Origin of the sequence: Pilimelia anulata (assembly GCF_014647895.1) — a bacterium.
In the GTDB taxonomy this organism is placed as follows: domain Bacteria; phylum Actinomycetota; class Actinomycetes; order Mycobacteriales; family Micromonosporaceae; genus Pilimelia; species Pilimelia anulata.
Genome location: NZ_BMQB01000006.1, coordinates 176558 through 192808 on the forward strand (window position 1 = coordinate 176558; position 16251 = coordinate 192808).

Below are 16251 nucleotides of genomic sequence, written 5' to 3' on the forward strand. Positions count from 1 at the left end.
GGGCCCGGCCGGTACGGTCGGCTGGCCGCACCCCGCGGCCGGACCGCAGGAGGAGGCGACGCCGTGACGAGCGACCCCGCGACCGCCGCGCCGCCGGCGACCCGCGCGGCGGCGCCGCGCCGGCTCAGCGTGCTGCTGATCGAGGACGACGCGAGCGACGCCTTCCTCGTCCGCGAGCTGCTCGACGAGGTCGACGCGCCGATCGCGCTGGGCGTCGCCGCGAGCATCGCCGAGGCGCGGTCCCGGCTGGACGCCGTGGACTGCGTCCTGCTTGACCTCGGGCTGCCCGACGCGCACGGGCTGGCCGGCCTGCGCGCCGTGCTCGACCTGGCCCACCACGCGGCCGTCTGCGTGCTCACCGGCCTGCACGACGAGCACCTCGGCGAGGCCGCGCTGGCCGAGGGCGCCCAGGACTACCTGGTCAAGGGGCAGGTCGACGGGGTCCTGCTCAGCCGGGCGGTGCGGTACGCGGTCGAGCGCAAGCGGGCCGACGAGAACGCCCGCCGGCTGCACGAGGCCGACCTGCGCCAGGCCGAGTCGGCCCGGCTGGAGCGGGGACTGCTGCCGCAGCCGCTGATGGAGTCGGCGCGGCTGGACGTCCGGTCGTTCTACCGGTCCGGCCGGCAGCGCGGGCTGATCGGCGGCGACTTCTTCGACGTCGTGCAGACCGCGCCCGACCGGGTGCACCTGATGGTCGGGGACGTGTGCGGGCACAGCGTCGAGGAGGCCGCGCTCGGCGTCGAGCTGCGCGTCGCCTGGCGCGCGCTGACGCTCGCCGGGGTGCCCGAGGAGGCGGTGCTGCCGGCGGTCGAGCAGGTGCTGATGAGCGAGCGCCGGGCGCCGGAGATCTTCGCCACCGCGGCCACCGTCGTGCTCGACCTGGCGGCGGGGCGGGCGACCGTACGGCTGGCCGGGCACCCGCCGCCGCTGCTGCTCGACCCGGCCGGGGCGACGCCGCTGCCGGCGCCGTCGGGGCGGCTGCTCGGGGTAGTGCCGCGGCGGCCCGACCCGTACACCGTCGACCTGCCCGCGCGGTGGTCGCTGCTGCTGTACACCGACGGGCTGATCGAGGGCCGGTCCGGCGTCGGGGAGGAGCGGCTGGACCTGCCCGGCCTGTGCGGGCTGCTCGCCGAGGCCGAGCGGACCGCGGTCCGCGGGCCGGCCCTGCCGGGCTGGCTGGTCGGCCGCGCGGAGGCGGCCAACGGCGGGCCGCTCGCCGACGACGTGGCCATCCTGCTCGCCTCCGGCGGGGACCTGCCCGCGGGCGGCGGGAGCCCGCTCGCGGCCGGCGGGGGGCCGGCGTGAGGCCCGAGCGGGTGGGCCTGCGCACCCGGGTGACCGCGCTCTGCGCGGCCGTCGGGCTGCTGCTGCTCGCGGTCGCCGGCGGCGCCACGATCCTGGCCAGCCGCAGCCGCGGGCACACCGACCGGCTGGCCAACGAGATCAAGCCCGCCCGGACGGCGGTCGAGGCGCTGCGCTCCGGCGCGATCGAGCAGCGCAGCTCGATGCGCGGGTACGCCGCCACCAGCGACGCCAACGAGCTGGGCGCGTACCGGCGCAGCGCCGCCGAGCAGCAGCGGCTCGCCGCGGACCTGCACCGGCTGTTCGCCGGCGAGCCGGCGCTGACCGCGCAGCTCGACGCGGTACTGGCGGCGAGCGACCGGTGGCGGTCGCAGGTGGCCGAGCCGATCATCGCGGCGACCGCGGCCGGCGGCCCCACGGCGGGCCAGGCGGCGATCCGGCGGGTCACCGGCGAGCAGTTCACCGAGCTGCGCAACGAGCTGGACGCGCTGCTGCTGCGGCTGATCCAGCGCACCGACGACGCCGTGGACGCCGTCCGGGCGCTGGCCAACCAGCTCTACCTGCTGCTGGCTGCCGCGGCGGTGTTCGTCCTGCTCGCCGCGATCCTGCTGGTGGTGATCATCCAGCGCTGGGTGATCCGGCCGGTGACCCGGCTGGCCGGCGAGGTCCGGCTGGTCGCCGCGGGCGACTTCGGCCACCGGATCGCCCCCGCCGGCCCGGCCGAGCTGAACCGGCTGGCCGCCGACGTGGAGACGATGCGGCAGCGGATCGGCGCCGACCTGGACGCGGTCCGGGCCGCCCGGCGCGAGGTCGAGGCCGCGAACGCGGCGCTGGAGGCGCAGGCGGCGGAGCTGACCCGGTCGAACCGGGACCTGGAGCAGTTCGCGTACGTCGCCTCGCACGACCTGCAGGAGCCGCTGCGCAAGGTGGCGAGCTTCTGCCAGCTCCTGCAGCGCCGGTACCTCGGGCAGCTCGACGACAAGGCCGACCAGTACCTGAACTTCGCCATCGACGGCGCCCAGCGGATGCAGCGGCTGATCAACGACCTGCTGGCCTTCTCCCGGATCGGCCGCCGGCGCACCGAGTTCGCCCCGCTGGACCTGGACACGGTCCTCGGCGACGTCCGGGAGCAGCTCGACGGCGCGATCCTGGCGGCCGGCGGGACGGTCCGCTGGTCCGGGCTGCCGACCGTGGTCGGCGAGGAGTCGCTGCTGTCCGCGGTGTTCGCCAACCTGGTCGGCAACGCGCTGAAGTTCCGCCGCCCGGACGCCCCGCCGGAGGTCGAGGTCAGCGCCCGCCGGGTCGGCGACGAGTGGGAGCTGACGGTCGCCGACAACGGCATCGGCATCGGCCCCGAGTTCGTCGACAAGGTGTTCGTGATCTTCCAGCGGCTGCACGGCCGGGACGCCTACCCGGGCACCGGCATCGGCCTGGCGATCGTCAAGAAGATCATCGAGTACCACGGCGGGCGGGTCTGGGTGGAGCCGCGCGAGGCGCCGGACGCCGACCCCGGCACGGTCATAAGATTCACCCTGCCGGCCACAGCGGCCCCGACCGGGGCGACGGCAGCGCCCGAGGAGGTCACGGGATGACCCCGACCGCCGCGCCCATCGAGGTCCTGCTCGTCGAGGACGACCCCGGCGACGTGCTGATGACCGTCGAGGCGTTCGAGCACAACAAGCTCGGCAACCGGCTCAGCGTGGTCCCCGACGGCGCGGCGGCGCTGGCCTACCTGCGCCGCGAGGAGCCGTATCCGGACGCGGTCCGGCCGGACCTGATCCTGCTCGACCTCAACCTGCCGAAGCGGGACGGCCGCGAGGTGCTCCAGGAGATCAAGGCCGACGAGGACCTGCGGCAGATCCCGGTCGTCGTGCTGACCACCTCGCAGGCCGACGAGGACATCGTCCGCAGCTACGCGCTGCACGCCAACGCGTACGTCACCAAGCCGGTGGACTTCGACCGGTTCATCGAGGTGGTGCGCCAGATCGACGACTTCTTCGTCAGCGTGGTGAAGTTGCCGCCGCGGAATTGACCGCGATGTACGAGCGGGTCGGCGAGCTGCTGCGGGAGACCGCGGCCCGGATCGTGCTGCCCGGCTACGGCCGCCTGGAGCCGGCCGACGTCCGGTCCAAGGCCGGCGGCGACCTGGTCACCACGGTCGACGACCGGGCCGAGGCGGCGCTGACCGTGGGCCTGGCCGCCCTGCTGCCCGGGGCGACGGTGGTCGGCGAGGAGGCCGTCGCCGCCCGGCCGGCGCTGCTGCGCGCGCTGGCCGCGCCGGGGCCGGCCTGGGTGGTGGACCCGGTCGACGGTACGGCCAACTACGTCGCCGGCAGCGGGCCGTTCCTCATGCTGGTCGCGCTGCGCCGGGGCGGGGTGACCGAGGCGTCCTGGCTGTACGACCCGCGGGCCGACGAGCTGTGGCACGCGGTGCACGGCGGCGGCGCGTACCGCAACGGGCGGGCCGTCGCGGTCGCCGCCCGGCCGGCGGCGCCCGACCGCGGGGCGGTGTCGGCCCGCTCGGTCCCCGAGCGGGTGATCGCCCGGGCCCGCCGGGCCGGGTCGGCCGAGCTGCTGCCGGGGCTGCGCTGCGCCGGGCGGGAGTACCCGGACATCGTCACCGGCGTGCAGGACTTCGCGCTGTTCTGGCGGACCAAGCCGTGGGACCACCTGCCGGGCGCGCTGCTGCTGGCCGAGGCGGGCGGGGCGGTGGCGCACCTCAACGGCGAGCCGTACACGCCGACGACCCGGTACCGGGGCCTGCTCGCCGCGGCCAGCCGGGCCGGCTGGGACCGGCTGGCCGCGGCGCTGCGCCCGCCGAGCTGACCCGCGCGGCGGGCTAGGGGCGGCCGTAGGAGTGGATCTCGGCGTAGCCGATGGCGTCGACCCGGACCGTCTCGCCGTAGCCGGGGGAGTGGATGATCCGGCCGCTGCCGACGTAGACCGCGACGTGCGACAGGTCGCGGTGGTAGAACACCAGGTCGCCGGGGCGCAGGTCGGCCCGCTGCACCACCGGGACCAGGCTGCGCTGGCCGGCGGTGCTGTGCGGCAGCGTCCGGCCGGCGGCCCGCCAGGCGGCCAGGGTGAAGCCGGACGCGTCGTACCCGCGGGGGCCGTCGCCGCCGAGGGCGTACGGCTTGTCCAGCTCCCCGTACGCGAACCGGACCGCCCGGGCGGCCGGGCCCTCGACGACCGGCGGCGGCCCGACGTCGAGGTCGGCGCGGCGGCGCCGCTCGGCGCGCAGCGCGTCGCGGGCCTCGGCGTCGTCGATCAGGTCGCGCAGCCGGCGGATCTCCCCCTGTACGTGCACCCGCTTGGCCCGGAGCTGGGCGTGCTTCTTGCGCTGCTCGGCGGCCAGCGCGGCGAGCGCCTGCTGGGCCTTGCGGTAGTGGTGGTTGGCCTGGTCCAGGTGGGCGACGGCCTTCTGTTGGTTGTCGGCGAGCCGGGTCACCACGATCAGCCGGTCGGTGAACTGGGCGGGGTCGTCGGCGCCGAGCAGGATGCCGACCCGGTACCCGGCGGCGATCCGGTACGCGCCCGCGGCCAGCGCGCCGACCTTGCCGCGCTGCTGCTCGACGGCCTCGCGCATGGGGGCGAGCCGGGGGGTCAGGTCGGCGAGCTGGGCCCGGGTGGCGTCCAGCTCCTCGCGGATCCGGTTGTACTCCTCGACGACGGCGTCGAGCTGGTGGCGGGCGCGGCGCAGTTGCAGGTCCAGCGGCGCGGCGGCGGCGGCGCTGGCGGGCGGGGTGGCGAAGGGGAGCGGGAGGAGGGCCGCCCCGAGGGCGGCGGCGAGGGTGAGGCGACCGGCACGACGGCCGGTCACGGCAGGCGAGAACACATTCTGCTAACGACTCCTTCAGCGCAAAAGTCGCGTAACACCTCTTTGTGACGAAACCGCATAATTAGGACACAAGATCGAGACGTACGGCCGGCAGCGGTCCCGGGTCGGGCCGCTAGGCTCGGGTCGTGGCGACCTCTAGCCGGCCGGACGACCCCACCGCGCCCACCCCGCAGCCCGCCGCGCCCGGCGCGGCGCCCGCCGACCCGCCGTCCTCCACAGGCGACACGCCGGCCGCCGCGCCGCCGACGCCGGACGCGGTGAACCCGAACGCCGTAGCCCCGGACGGGGTGGCGGCGACCGCCCCGACGCCGGGCACCGCGACCGCCGCGGCCGGTGGGGTGGCCGGGATCGCCGCCGCCCGGCCCGGCCGCCCGCGCCGGACGGCCTCCGCGGCCGACCGGTCGGCCATCCGGATGGCCGTGATCGTCGGCGGCCTGATCGCGGCGCTGCTCGGCGGCTTCGGCCTCGGCCGGGCCGCGACCGCCCCGACCGCCGGCACCCCCGCGCCCGGCGCCACCCACACGCACGCCCCCGGCACGCCCCAGCACGGGCACGGCGGCACCGCCGGCGCCAACGGCGAGTCGGTCGTCGGCGGCACCGCCAACGGGCTGGCCGCCGTCGCCGCCGGGTACCGGATCGTGGCCGCCAGCACCGTCCTGGCCGCCGGCGCGACCCGGCCGTTCACGTTCCGGGTGGTGGACAGCGCCGGGGCCACCGTCACCCGGTTCATCGACGCGCACGAGCGCAAGCTGCACTTCATCGTCGTCCGCCGGGACCTCGGCGGGTACCAGCACCTGCACCCCTCGATGGCGCCCGACGGCACCTGGCGGATCCCGCTGCGGCTGCCCGGCGCGGGCGTGTGGCACGCGTACGCCGACTTCACCGCCGCCGACGCGACCGGCGCGCAGACCCCGGTCACGCTCGGCATCGACCTCACGGTGCCGGGGGAGTACCGGCCGGCGCCGCTGCCCCCGCCGGCGCGGGTGGCGACGGTCGGCGGGTACCGGGTCGAGGTGGACGGCACGGCCACCTCGGGCGCGATCCAGCCGATCCGGTTCCGGGTCACCCGCGGCGGCGACCCGGCGCCGCTGGACCGGTACCTGGGCGCGTACGGGCACCTGGTGGTGCTGCGGGCGGCGGACCTCGGGTACGTGCACGTGCACGCCGAGGTGACGATGGCGGCCGACGCGGTGCAGTTCTGGCTGTCGCCGCCGAGCCCCGGCACGTACCGGATGTTCCTCGACTTCTCGACCTCGGGCCGGGTGCTGACCGCGCCGTTCACGCTGACCATCCCCTGACGCCCCGCCGCGCGCCCCGGGCGGGGTCAGCCGGCCGCGAGCATCCCCGCCAGCGCGGGCGTGACCCCGTACGCCGCCGCCAGCGCCGCCGCCTCCGCGCGCTGCGGCACCGCGGTGCGGTGGCAGCGCAGCAGCGTGTTGCGCGGGGTGTGCGCGGAGTCGACGAACTCGACGACGTCCACGGCGTAGCCGTGCTCGCGCAGCAGCGCCGCGCGCAGCGCGTCGGTCAGCGTGTCGGCCAGCCGCTCGCGCAGGATGCCGTCCCGGGTCAGCGCGGTGGCCGGCGCCCGGCGGAGCTGCGCGGCGAGGTCGTGGTGGCAGCAGGGCGCGGCGAGCACCCACGGCGCCCGCCAGGCGACCGCCCGGGCCAGCGCCCCGTCGGTCGCGGTGTCGCAGGCGTGCAGCGCCAGCACCACGTGCGGCGGCGGGGCGACGGGCGCGTCGGCGATCGTCCCGGCGACGAACCGGACCGCGTCCGCGCAGCCCAGCTCGGCGGCCAGGGCGGTGTTGCGGGCGCGCTGGTCGGCGCGCACGTCCACGCCGGTGACCTCGACCGGCAGCCCGCGCCCGGCGAGGTACCGGTACGCGGCGAACGTCAGGTACGCGTTGCCGCAGCCCAGGTCCACCACCCGCAGCGGTTCGGGCAGCCCGTCGGCCGGCAGGGTGGCGTCGAGGGCGCGCAGGAAGGCGTCCACCTGGCGCCGCTTCGCGGCGCCGCCGCCGATCGCCGCGAACAGCGGGTCGCCCGGGTCGAGCAGGTGCCGCTTGGCCCGGTCGTGCGCGGCCGGCGGGGCGGGGTCGGCGGGCGGGCCGCCGCGGTGCACGTACGCGTCGCCCTTCTTCGAGATCCGGACCTGGAGCACTGCCGCCCGGGTCTCGACGTGCCAGTTGCCGTACGGCTGGGCCAGCAGCGCGTCGACCGCGGCCGCGGCCGGCGCCCCCGGCGGGACGTTGCTGGTGTGCGGCCGGACGCCGTCGGAGGCGACGACCTGGAGCCGCGCGCCGGCGCGCAGGGCGACCGGGCGCAGCTCGGCCCGGACCGGGTCCGGCACCGGCGCGCCCCGGCGGCGGCCGGCGGCCACCGCCCGGACCAGGCCGGGGTCGAGCAGCGCGGCGCGGACCTCGGCCAGCGCCGCGTCGAGCCCGGGCACCGTCAGCCGGCGGCCGGCGTGGCGTCCCGCCCGCCGGAGCCGCGGCCCGACCGGCGGCGCCGCCGGGCCGGCTTGTGCGCGTCGCCGTCGGCCGGCGCGTCCTCCCGCGGTCCGTTGCCCGCGGCGGCGCGCGGGGCGTCGTCGCGGTGGCTGTTGTCCGGGCGGGCGTCGCCGCCGCCGCGCGGGGCGTTGTCCGCGCGGGCGTCGCCGGCGTCGGGGCCGGCGTTCGGCGTACGGGTGTCGTCCGCGCCCCCGCGCCGGCGGCGCCGGCGGGTGCCCCCGGCGGCCTCGGCCGTCGGGGCGGCGGGCGTGGCCCCGGCGGCGGCCGTGGCGGCCTCCGCGGCGACCTCGGCGCCGTCGCGCCGGCGGCGGCGCTGCCGGGACGCGCGCGGCGCGCTCTCCTCGGTCGTCGCGGCCGGGCTGTCGTCCCGGCCGCGCCCGCGGTCGCCGTCGCGGCGCTCGCCGCGGCCGCTCCCGCCGCGGCCGCTGTCCCGCCGGCCGTCCCGCCCGCCCCGGCCGCCGTCGCGGCCGCGCCGCGACGGGCCGCCGAGGTCCTCCTCGTGCTCCGCGGCCAGGCCGGCCCGGGTGCGCTCGGCGCTGGGCAGCGTGCCGGTGATGTCGGTGGGGATGGCCAGGTCGGCGTACAGCCACTCGGAGGTGTGGTACGTCTCCGGCGGCTCGGGCATGGCCAGCCCGAGGTTCTTGTCGATGATCTTCCAGCGCGGCGCGTCCTCCCAGTCGACGAAGGTCACGGCGACGCCGGTCGCGCCGGCCCGGCCGGTCCGGCCGATCCGGTGGGTGTACGTGGCCTCGTCCTCGGGGCAGTCGTAGTTCACCACGTGGGTGACGCCGGAGACGTCCAGCCCGCGGGCGGCGACGTCGGTGGCCACGAGTACGTCGATCTTGCCGGTCCGGAACGCGCGCAGCGCCCGCTCCCGGGCTCCCTGCCCGAGGTCGCCGTGGACGGCCGCCGCGGCGAACCCGCGGAAGTCCAGGTCCTCGGCCACCCGGTCGGCGGCCCGCTTGGTCCGGGTGAAGATCATCGTGAGGCCGCGGCCCTCGGCCTGGAGGATCCGGGCCAGCACCTCGATCTTGTTCAGCGAGTGCGTCCGGTACACCACCTGGGTGGTCAGCGGCGACGGGCCGGTCTCGGCGGTGTGCCCGGCGTGGATCGTCACCGGGTGGTGCAGGAACCGGCGGGACAGCGCGACGATCGGGTCCGGCATGGTCGCCGAGAACAGCATCGTCTGCCGCTCGTCCGGCAGCATCGCCAGGATCCGCTCGACGTCGTCGAGGAAGCCCAGGTCGAGCATCCGGTCGGCCTCGTCCAGCACCAGGTGCCGGACGGCGTTCAGCTTCAACTTCTTCTGCTTGGCCAGGTCGAGCAGGCGACCGGGCGTGCCGACGAGGATCTCGACGCCGGTGGTCAGCGCGTCGACCTGCGGCTCGTACGCGACCCCGCCGTAGATCGACAGGACCCGGACGCCGCGGACCTTGCCGGCCGTGGCCAGGTCGGTCGCGACCTGCAGGCCGAGTTCGCGGGTCGGGACGACGACGAGCGCCTGCGGTACGCCGCTGGCGCCCTCGTCCGGGGCGAGCACGCGGTCGATGAGCGGGATGCCGAAGCCCAGCGTCTTGCCGGTGCCGGTCGGCGCCTGCCCGATGAGGTCGGTGCCCCGCAGGGCGATCGGCAGGGCGTACTCCTGGATGGCGAACGCGTGCGTGATGCCGGCCGCCGCGAGGGCCTCCACCGTCTCCGGGCGGGCGCCCAGCTCGGCGAAGGTCGGGCTGGCGGGGCGTTCGGCTGTGTGCTGCTCTGTCATGGGGTTTTCTGGGGTGCCCTCTCGTGGGTGCGCCCCGGCGTGTCGAAGGGCGCGGCTGTGTGGTGCGGCCGTGCGGCCGCGCTGTGCAGTCGCGGCTGGGCAGCCGCGGCCGGGTGGTCGCGACTGGGTGGTCGCGCCGGGTTCGGGTCGCGGCCGTGCGGTCGCGGCTCCGGGTCGCGGCGGGCCGCACGCGGATGTCCGCGGGCCGCGCCTGGCTGTGGTACGGCGGCAGGCAGCGCACTGCCGTCGCGTCGTCGGTGTGGTCGTCCGAACGGGCGCCGCCGGCGCCGCAAACGCCGGGTGCCTCCGGTCCCCCGGTCGGCCACTCCGCCGGTGTGCCGACCGCCGGACCGTCGGCCGGGTGCAGTGGCCGGGTCGGTGCAGTGGTCGGCCGGCCCGGAGTCCGGCACCGACCCCGGACGGGTCCGGGGCGCCGGATCGGACGGTCCGGGTCGAGCGGTGGAGTGGTCGGCCAGCCGGCAACCATCCCCACCATCCTACCCGACCGGGCCGGCGGTCCCCGGTAGCCCGCACATTGATGGACATTCCGGACGGCGAGGTCGAAAAAAATGAGCAGCAGGCCCGGCCCGCTGCTCATCGGGTGCGCGGCGTCAGCGGGCGGCGAAGCCCACCGAGCGCACGGTCGCCTCGGCGATCTCGACGTACGCCAGCTTGTCGGTCGGCACCAGCACCCGCCGGCCCTTCTCGTCGGCGAGGCTCAGCACGCCGGAGTCGCCGTTGACGGCCTCGGTGACGAGCTTCTCGACGTCCGCGGGGGACTGGTCACTCTCGATCACCAGCTCCCGGCCGGCGTACTGCACGCCGATCTTGACCTCCACGTGGAAACCTCCCGCTCGTCGCGAAAAACGTCACCCGCAGCCTACCCGCCCGGGGACGCCGCAACGGCCAGCCCGAGCAGGGACCGGGCGCCGCGGTCAGTCCGCCGGCCGCTCGTCGACCCCGTGCAGCGGGAACGAGGCGATGCCCCGCCAGGCCAGCGTGGCCAGCAGCGCCACGGCGTCCTCCTTCGGCAGCGAGCGCCCGCCGCCCAGCCAGAACTGCGCCGCCTGCACCGCCGCCCCCACCAGCCCGGAGGCCAGCAGCTCGGCGTGCGGGCGGGGCGCCCCGGTACTGGTCATGATCTCGTCGGCGACCGCCGTGCAGCAGGCCGACTCGACCCGGTCCATCCGCTCCCGGACGGCCTGTTCGTTGCGCAGGTCGGAGGCGAACACCAGCCGGAACGCCCCGCTGTCGTGGTCGACGAAGTCGAAGTACGCCCCCACCGCGGCGTGCACCCGGCCCTTGTTCTCGCTCTGCACCCGCATCGCCGCGTGCACACCGTCGATGATGGCCTCGCAGTGCGTGTCGAGCAGCGCCAGGTACAGCTCGAGCTTGCCGGGGAAGTGCTGGTACAGGACCGGTTTGGACACTCCGGCCCGCTCGGCGATGTCGTCCATCGCGGCCGCGTGGTACCCCTGCGCGACGAACACCTCCTGCGCGGCGGCGAGGAGCTGCTTGCGGCGCGCCGACCTGGGCAGCCGCGCCGGCCGCCCCTCCGTACGCGTTCCAACCGAGTTCATCGACCCCTCCGCACCCGCGCACCCCCTCGGGCCGATGACGACCCCGCGCGCGGCATCATCTCACCGTAGAGCCCGCACGGCTGTCGCGTGGCTCCTCCGTACCGCACGCACACGGTAGCCTCAGCAGAGGTGACCGAGGAGCACACGGTGGACGAAACAGGGCAGCCCGGCGGCGCCGCGGCGGGCAGGGAGGGCGGTGCCGGGGAGGCCGTGGACACTCCGAAGGAGAACGGGGGCTGGCCGCCGGTCGAGCCCGAGGGGCGCAACGGCACGCGGTACCCGTCCGCCGCCGCCCTGTGGAGCACCACCTACCCGCCGCCGTCGCGCTGGGACTGGTCGGCCGAAACGTCGGACCGGCGCGAGGCCACCCCGTCCACCTTGCTCGTGCCGGACGGGCCCGTGCTGCCGCACCGGGTGCCGGTCGACGACCCCCCGGCCGGTCCCGCCGCCGCCCCGCCCGCGCAGACCCCCGAGCTGGCCCGGATCGCCACCCACCTGCGCCGCGACGACGAGCCCGGCGCCCCGCGGGAGCGGCCGGAGGGGTTCGACGTGGACGCCGTCCTCGGTGCCGCGCACGACGTCGGCGGCGTCCGCGGCGCGTCGCTGCGCACGACCCCCAGCGGAGCACACCTGCTCCGCCTCGATCTAGCCGACGGGGCCGACGCGGCCCACGTGAGCCGGGAGGTGGCCCGCATGCTCCAGGAACGCCTCGGCCTGGCGGCCAAGCCGCCCCGCCCCGCGGTCGAGCCGGAGCCCCGGCGCATCCCGCAGCAGAGCGAGCCGGACCGCCGCCCGGCCCACGCCGCGCCCGACCCGGTGGCGCCCCGGCCCTCCCGGCGCGGCCGGCGCCGCGCGGTCGACGGGGACGCCGACGCGGGCTGGCGGCCGCCGGCGCCGTCCCCGCGCCGCCCGGTCGACCCGGCGGGGTACGGGCCGACGCCCGCCCGCCCGCCGTGGGGACCGTCGACGGGCCCACTCGGGCTCGGCGAGTCCGGCGAGCCCCGCGAGCCGGGCGAGTCCGGCGCGGGCCCGGCCGGTGACGCCGCGCCGCCGCCCGCCGCCCGGACCGTCCCGGCGGTCGGGCCGACCACTCGGGCCATCGGGGCGGCACCGGGGTGGGACCCCGGCTACCCGGCCGCCGGGCCGGTGCCCGACCACGACTCCCGCTATCCGGGCGCCGACCCGACCGCTCCGGCCGCCGGGGCGCCGCCGCTGGGCGGCGACGCCGTGGACCCGAATGCGGCGGCGCCGCTGCGACCGGGTCCGGCCGGACCCGACGACGGGCCGGCCGGGCCGCTCCCGGCCGGTGGACCCTTCCGCGGACCCGATCTTTCCCTGGCATCCGGCGGGCTCGGCGGGTTCGCCGCGCCGCCGGGCAGCAACGGGGCCGGCGCGTTCGGCCCGGCCGGCGGGTCGACCGGGGAGCCGAACCCGGACGGGGCGTACGAACCGCGCCCCGGCCCGCGGCCCGACCCCCGCCTCGACCCGCATCCCGACCCGCGCGGCCCCGGCCGCACCCTGTTCGACCCGGCGCCCGCGCCGGCCGCACCCGGCGCGCTCCCGCCGGCTGCGGCCATTCCGCCAGGCGGGGCCGTTCCGCCGGTCGGGGTTATCCCGCCGGTCGGGGCCGTTCCGCCGGCTGCGGCCGTCTCGCCGGTCGGGGTCACCCCGTCTGCCGGGGGCACTCCGCCGGCTGCGGTTGTCCCGTCGGCCGGGGCCACTCCGTCGGCGCCGGTCACCTCGCCGGCCGGGGTCGTCTCGCCTGCCGGGAGCGCCCCGGCGGCGCCGGAGGTCGCCGGGTCCGGCCCGGCCGGGCCCGCCGAACGGGCCGCCGTCATCCCGCCGCCCGGCCGGCCGGTGCGGCGCGACCCGTACGGCGTCGACCACCCCGGCGGCGCGCCGGCCGGGGTAGCCGGGCGGCCCGGCGCGCCCGCGCGCGTCGTGATCGAGCACGTCGGCCTCACCGTGACCGGCCTGGACGGGACCGTCGAGGTACGCCTCGCCGCCGGCGACCGCACCGCCCGCGGCGCGGCGAGCGGCCCCGCCGTCGACCGGTACGTCCCCCGGCTCTGCGCGGCCGCCGCCGCGGCGGCGATCGGCGAGCTGGTCGCCGCGGCCCGGCCGGGCGACGCGCCGGGGCGGTGCTTCGTCGAGCACGCGGCGATCGTCCCGCTGGGCACGTGCGAGGTGGCCGTGGTGGTGATCCTGCTGGTCTGCGACGGCTGGGTGGAGCAGCTCGCCGGCTCGGCGATCGTGACCGGGGACCGGACCAGAGCCGCGGTCCGGGCCACCATGGCTGCCGTCAATCGCCTGCTCGACGCCCTACTGTGAGGGGATACGCACCGCTACGGGAGGGGGGTACGGCGCCGTGACGAGCACCGACGTGGGCGCCCCGGCGGTACCGGCGGGGTCGTGGCCGCCGTGGCCGGGCCGGCTGGTGGAGTTCGGCGGCGCGGCGCTGCACGTGCGCGACACGCCGAGCCCGGCCGCGGGCGCGCCGCCGGCGCTGTACCTGCACGGCCTCGGCGGCTCGGCGCAGAACTGGACCGACCTGGCCGGCCTGCTCGCCGACCGGGTCGCCGGCCAGGCGATCGACCTGCCCGGCTTCGGGCGCAGCGCGCCGGCGGGCACGTACTCGGTCGCCTCGGTGGCCCGGCGGGTCGCCGCCTGGATCGACCGCGACGAGCGCGGGCCGGTCCACCTGGTCGGCAACTCGTTCGGCGGCGCGGTGGCCGTGTGGGTGGCCGCCCGGCGGCCCGACCTGGTCCGCACCCTCACCCTGATCTCGCCGGCCATGCCGTTCCTGGACGCCCGGCGCTCGCTGCACGGCTCGATGCTGCCGCTGCTCGCCGTACCGGGGGCGAGCCGCATCGCCGGCCGCCGGCTGGCCCGCACCGAGCCCGCCGACCTCACCCGGCAGGTGCTGGAGGCGTGCTTCGGCGACCCCGGCCGGCTCAGCCCGCAGCGGGTGGCGGAGGCGGTGACGGAGGTCAGCGACCGGTACGTGCTGCCGTACTACCCGTCGGTGTACGTCCGGACGCTGCGCGGGCTGGTGCTGACCTTCCTGCGGGCGTACCTGCCCGGCGCCGGCTCGCTGTGGTCCATGGCCCGCGGGATCACCGCCCCGACCCTGGTGATCGGCGGCACGCTGGACCGGATCGTGGACGTACGGGTGGCCCCGCGGGTCGCCGGCGTGATCCCCGGCGCCCGGCTGTCGATGCTGGAGGGCGTGGGCCACGTCGCCCAGATGGAGGTCCCCGACCTGGTGGCCCGCGCCGTTCGCCGCCTGGTCGACGGCCGGTAACCTGAACGCGCCCGGTCGGCCGGGTGACCGGCCCGCCGCGGCCCCGGGGTGATCGGCCCGGGGCGGCCGGCGGGATCGGCGCCGGCGCGGTGCGCGCGGTGATCCCGGTCGGGCGTACGCGCGGTCGCGCCAACCACCCATAGTGCGGCATAGCGCGCATTGTGTCCGGGCGGGCCGTGGTCGAGACTGTGCACCGGTACGGGCGGGGCACTGCTGTTCGCGGCGCGAGTTGCACCGGCCCTTACCGCACATAGTCCGGTTTATCTCCTTATGGTGGTAAGGGTCCGAGGAAATCGAGCGGCCGTACGAGCAGCGGGGAAAGCGGGGGGATGCCGATGGCGAAGCCCGCCGGTCCGCGCCGCGACCAGCGCCCCGACCGCGCCGCCGACCCGACCGGCGACCGGCCCGCCGGCCCCGGACCCGAGCCGGGCCGCGCGCCCGACCGCGACCGGGCCGCCCGCGAGGCCGCCTGGGCCGAGCAGGACCCGGCCGCCTGGGAGCGCCCGGACCCCGCCGCCTGGGCCGAGCCGACGCCGGTGGCCGGCATCCCGGTCATCCCCGGCCGCCGCCCCCGGACCCGCCCGAGCAGCCGCGCCGTTCGCCGCGACGCCGCGACCACTCTCGACCCGGACGCCGCGACCGGCCGCGACCCCGACGCCCCGCCGCGCACCACCCGCCCGTCCGGCGGTCGCCCGTCCGGCACCCGTCCGGCCGATTCCGGCCCCGGCGTCGACCCCGACCCGGGCGCCGCGCCGGGCGGCCGCCCGGCGCGCTCGGCCGGCGACCGCACGCTCCGCCCGGCCACCGGCGACGGCCGGCCCCGTCCGACCACCGGCGACGGTCGCCTGCGTCCGGCCACCGGCGACGGCCGGCTGCGCCCGACGATCGGCGCTCGCCCGACCATCGACGACCGCCGCACCCGCCCGACCGGCGGCGGCCGCACTGCCGGTCCGACCGACGACGCCCGCGCCCCCGGGCCGGCTCGCGACGGCCGCGTCCCCGGGGCACCTCGCGACAGCCGCGCCGCCGGGCCGTCCGCCGCGGATGGCGGCGGGCCGGCCGGCGCGGGCGACCGGCGCACCAGCGCCCGCGGCCCCGTCGGGCGGCTCACCGGCGCCGGCCGGGCCGCGCTCGCCGAGGCCCGCCGCCGCGAGGCCCGCCCGCTCCCGCCACCCACCGACGACCGCCGGCGCCGCGCCCAGCGCCGCCGGCAGCGCGTCGGCGTCGTCGCCGTGCTGCTCGCCGCCGCCGCGATCATCGGCGTCGACCTGGCCCGGGACGAGGACAGCCGGACCACCGGCCGCCCGCTGGCCACCACCGAGGCCCCCACCACCCCGAGCGCCACGGCGACACCCAGCCCCACCGGTACGACGGCGGCCTTCCCGAACGCCGGCCCGGGCACGTTCGGCTACGCGGCCGGCACCTCCCGGGTGTACGGGCGGTCGGGGCCGCTGCTGCGGTACCGCGTCGGCGTCGAGTCCGACACCGGCCAGGACCGGGCGGCGTTCGCCGCCGCCGTCGAGCGGACCCTCGGCGACCCGCGCGGCTGGACGGCCGGCGGCGAGCGCCGGTTCCAGCGGGTGCCGGCCGGGGCGACGGCCGACTTCAGCGTGCTGCTGGCCACCCCGGTGACGTCCGAGCGGATGTGCGCCGCGGGCGGGCTGCGCACCGAGCGGTTCACCAACTGCCGGGTCACCGGCCGGGTCATCATCAACCAGGCCCGCTGGTGGCAGGGCGTGCCGCGGTACCGGGCACCGCTGGCGGAGTACCGCGAGTACGTCGTCAACCACGAGGTCGGCCACGAACTCGGCCGCGGCCACGAGGGCTGCCCGCGCCGCGGCGCGCCGGCGCCGGTGATGCAGCAGCAGACGCTGGGCCTGCGCGGCTGCATCGCGTACGGCTGGCCGTACCGCGACAGCCGCCCGTACACCGGCCCGCCCGTCCCCTGAGCG

Annotated in this window: 13 protein-coding genes; 8 read left to right on the forward strand and 5 right to left on the reverse strand. The window is 78.1% G+C overall.

The genetic code is table 11. The annotated features are described in order from the left end of the window. Positions 1-63: 63 nt before the first annotated feature. Genes IEY94_RS14940 through IEY94_RS14955 form a run of 4 tightly spaced genes read left to right on the forward strand, consistent with a single transcriptional unit; the run spans position 64 to position 4128 of the window. Positions 64-1305: a PP2C family protein-serine/threonine phosphatase gene (locus tag IEY94_RS14940; protein WP_229783922.1), complete on the forward strand. Its 1242-nt coding sequence runs from the start codon at positions 64-66 to the stop codon at positions 1303-1305. Next, complete coding sequence (locus IEY94_RS14945) at positions 1302-2894, forward strand: sensor histidine kinase (RefSeq protein WP_189170785.1); 1593 nt, start codon at positions 1302-1304, stop codon at positions 2892-2894. The genes IEY94_RS14940 and IEY94_RS14945 overlap by 4 nt, the downstream gene beginning before the upstream one ends. Beyond that, a complete protein-coding gene (locus tag IEY94_RS14950) occupies positions 2891-3334 on the forward strand; it encodes a response regulator (protein WP_189170786.1) in 444 nt (147 codons plus the stop codon). Before IEY94_RS14945 ends, IEY94_RS14950 begins: the two co-directional genes overlap by 4 nt. Positions 3335-3339: 5 nt before the next feature. Continuing rightward, positions 3340-4128: an inositol monophosphatase family protein gene (locus IEY94_RS14955; RefSeq protein WP_189170787.1), complete on the forward strand. Its 789-nt coding sequence runs from the start codon at positions 3340-3342 to the stop codon at positions 4126-4128. A 13-nt stretch (positions 4129-4141) separates the two neighbouring features. Here IEY94_RS14955 and IEY94_RS14960 read toward each other — a convergent pair whose 3' ends face one another. Then, positions 4142-5125, reverse strand: coding sequence for a C40 family peptidase (locus IEY94_RS14960; RefSeq protein ID WP_189170788.1), 984 nt, complete (start codon positions 5123-5125; stop codon positions 4142-4144). Positions 5126-5268: 143 nt separating this feature from the next. Between IEY94_RS14960 and IEY94_RS14965 the strand changes: the two genes are divergently transcribed. Next, positions 5269-6441 (forward strand): DUF8832 domain-containing protein, encoded by a 1173-nt coding sequence (locus IEY94_RS14965; RefSeq protein WP_268244844.1) that lies wholly within the window; start codon positions 5269-5271, stop codon positions 6439-6441. A gap of 26 nt (positions 6442-6467) precedes the next feature. Here the strand turns inward: IEY94_RS14965 and IEY94_RS14970 are convergent, their stop codons facing one another. From IEY94_RS14970 to IEY94_RS14985, 4 genes are all read right to left on the reverse strand, one after another. Continuing rightward, positions 6468-7592 (reverse strand): class I SAM-dependent methyltransferase, encoded by a 1125-nt coding sequence (locus IEY94_RS14970; protein WP_189170789.1) that lies wholly within the window; start codon positions 7590-7592, stop codon positions 6468-6470. Between the two features lie 2 nt (positions 7593-7594). Continuing rightward, the gene (locus IEY94_RS14975) at positions 7595-9415 is read right to left on the reverse strand and encodes a DEAD/DEAH box helicase (RefSeq protein ID WP_229783924.1); all 1821 of its coding nucleotides are present in this window, start codon (positions 9413-9415) and stop codon (positions 7595-7597) included. A gap of 611 nt (positions 9416-10026) precedes the next feature. Further along, positions 10027-10254, reverse strand: coding sequence for a DUF3107 domain-containing protein (locus tag IEY94_RS14980; RefSeq protein ID WP_189170790.1), 228 nt, complete (start codon positions 10252-10254; stop codon positions 10027-10029). Positions 10255-10350: 96 nt separating this feature from the next. Further along, positions 10351-10995: a TetR/AcrR family transcriptional regulator gene (locus tag IEY94_RS14985; RefSeq protein ID WP_189170791.1), complete on the reverse strand. Its 645-nt coding sequence runs from the start codon at positions 10993-10995 to the stop codon at positions 10351-10353. Between the two features lie 129 nt (positions 10996-11124). Here IEY94_RS14985 and IEY94_RS23595 point away from each other — a divergent pair, with 129 nt between their 5' ends. The 3 genes from IEY94_RS23595 (at position 11125) to IEY94_RS23600 (ending at position 16248) form a co-directional block, all read left to right on the forward strand. Continuing rightward, positions 11125-13326 carry a hypothetical protein gene (locus IEY94_RS23595; protein ID WP_229783926.1) on the forward strand — a complete coding sequence of 734 codons (2202 nt, stop codon included), beginning with the start codon at positions 11125-11127 and terminating at the stop codon, positions 13324-13326. 37 nt (positions 13327-13363) lie between these two features. Continuing rightward, complete coding sequence (locus IEY94_RS14995; protein ID WP_189170792.1) at positions 13364-14299, forward strand: alpha/beta fold hydrolase; 936 nt, start codon at positions 13364-13366, stop codon at positions 14297-14299. Positions 14300-14634: 335 nt separating this feature from the next. After that, a complete protein-coding gene (locus IEY94_RS23600) occupies positions 14635-16248 on the forward strand; it encodes a DUF3152 domain-containing protein (protein ID WP_229783928.1) in 1614 nt (537 codons plus the stop codon). Positions 16249-16251 lie beyond the last annotated feature (3 nt).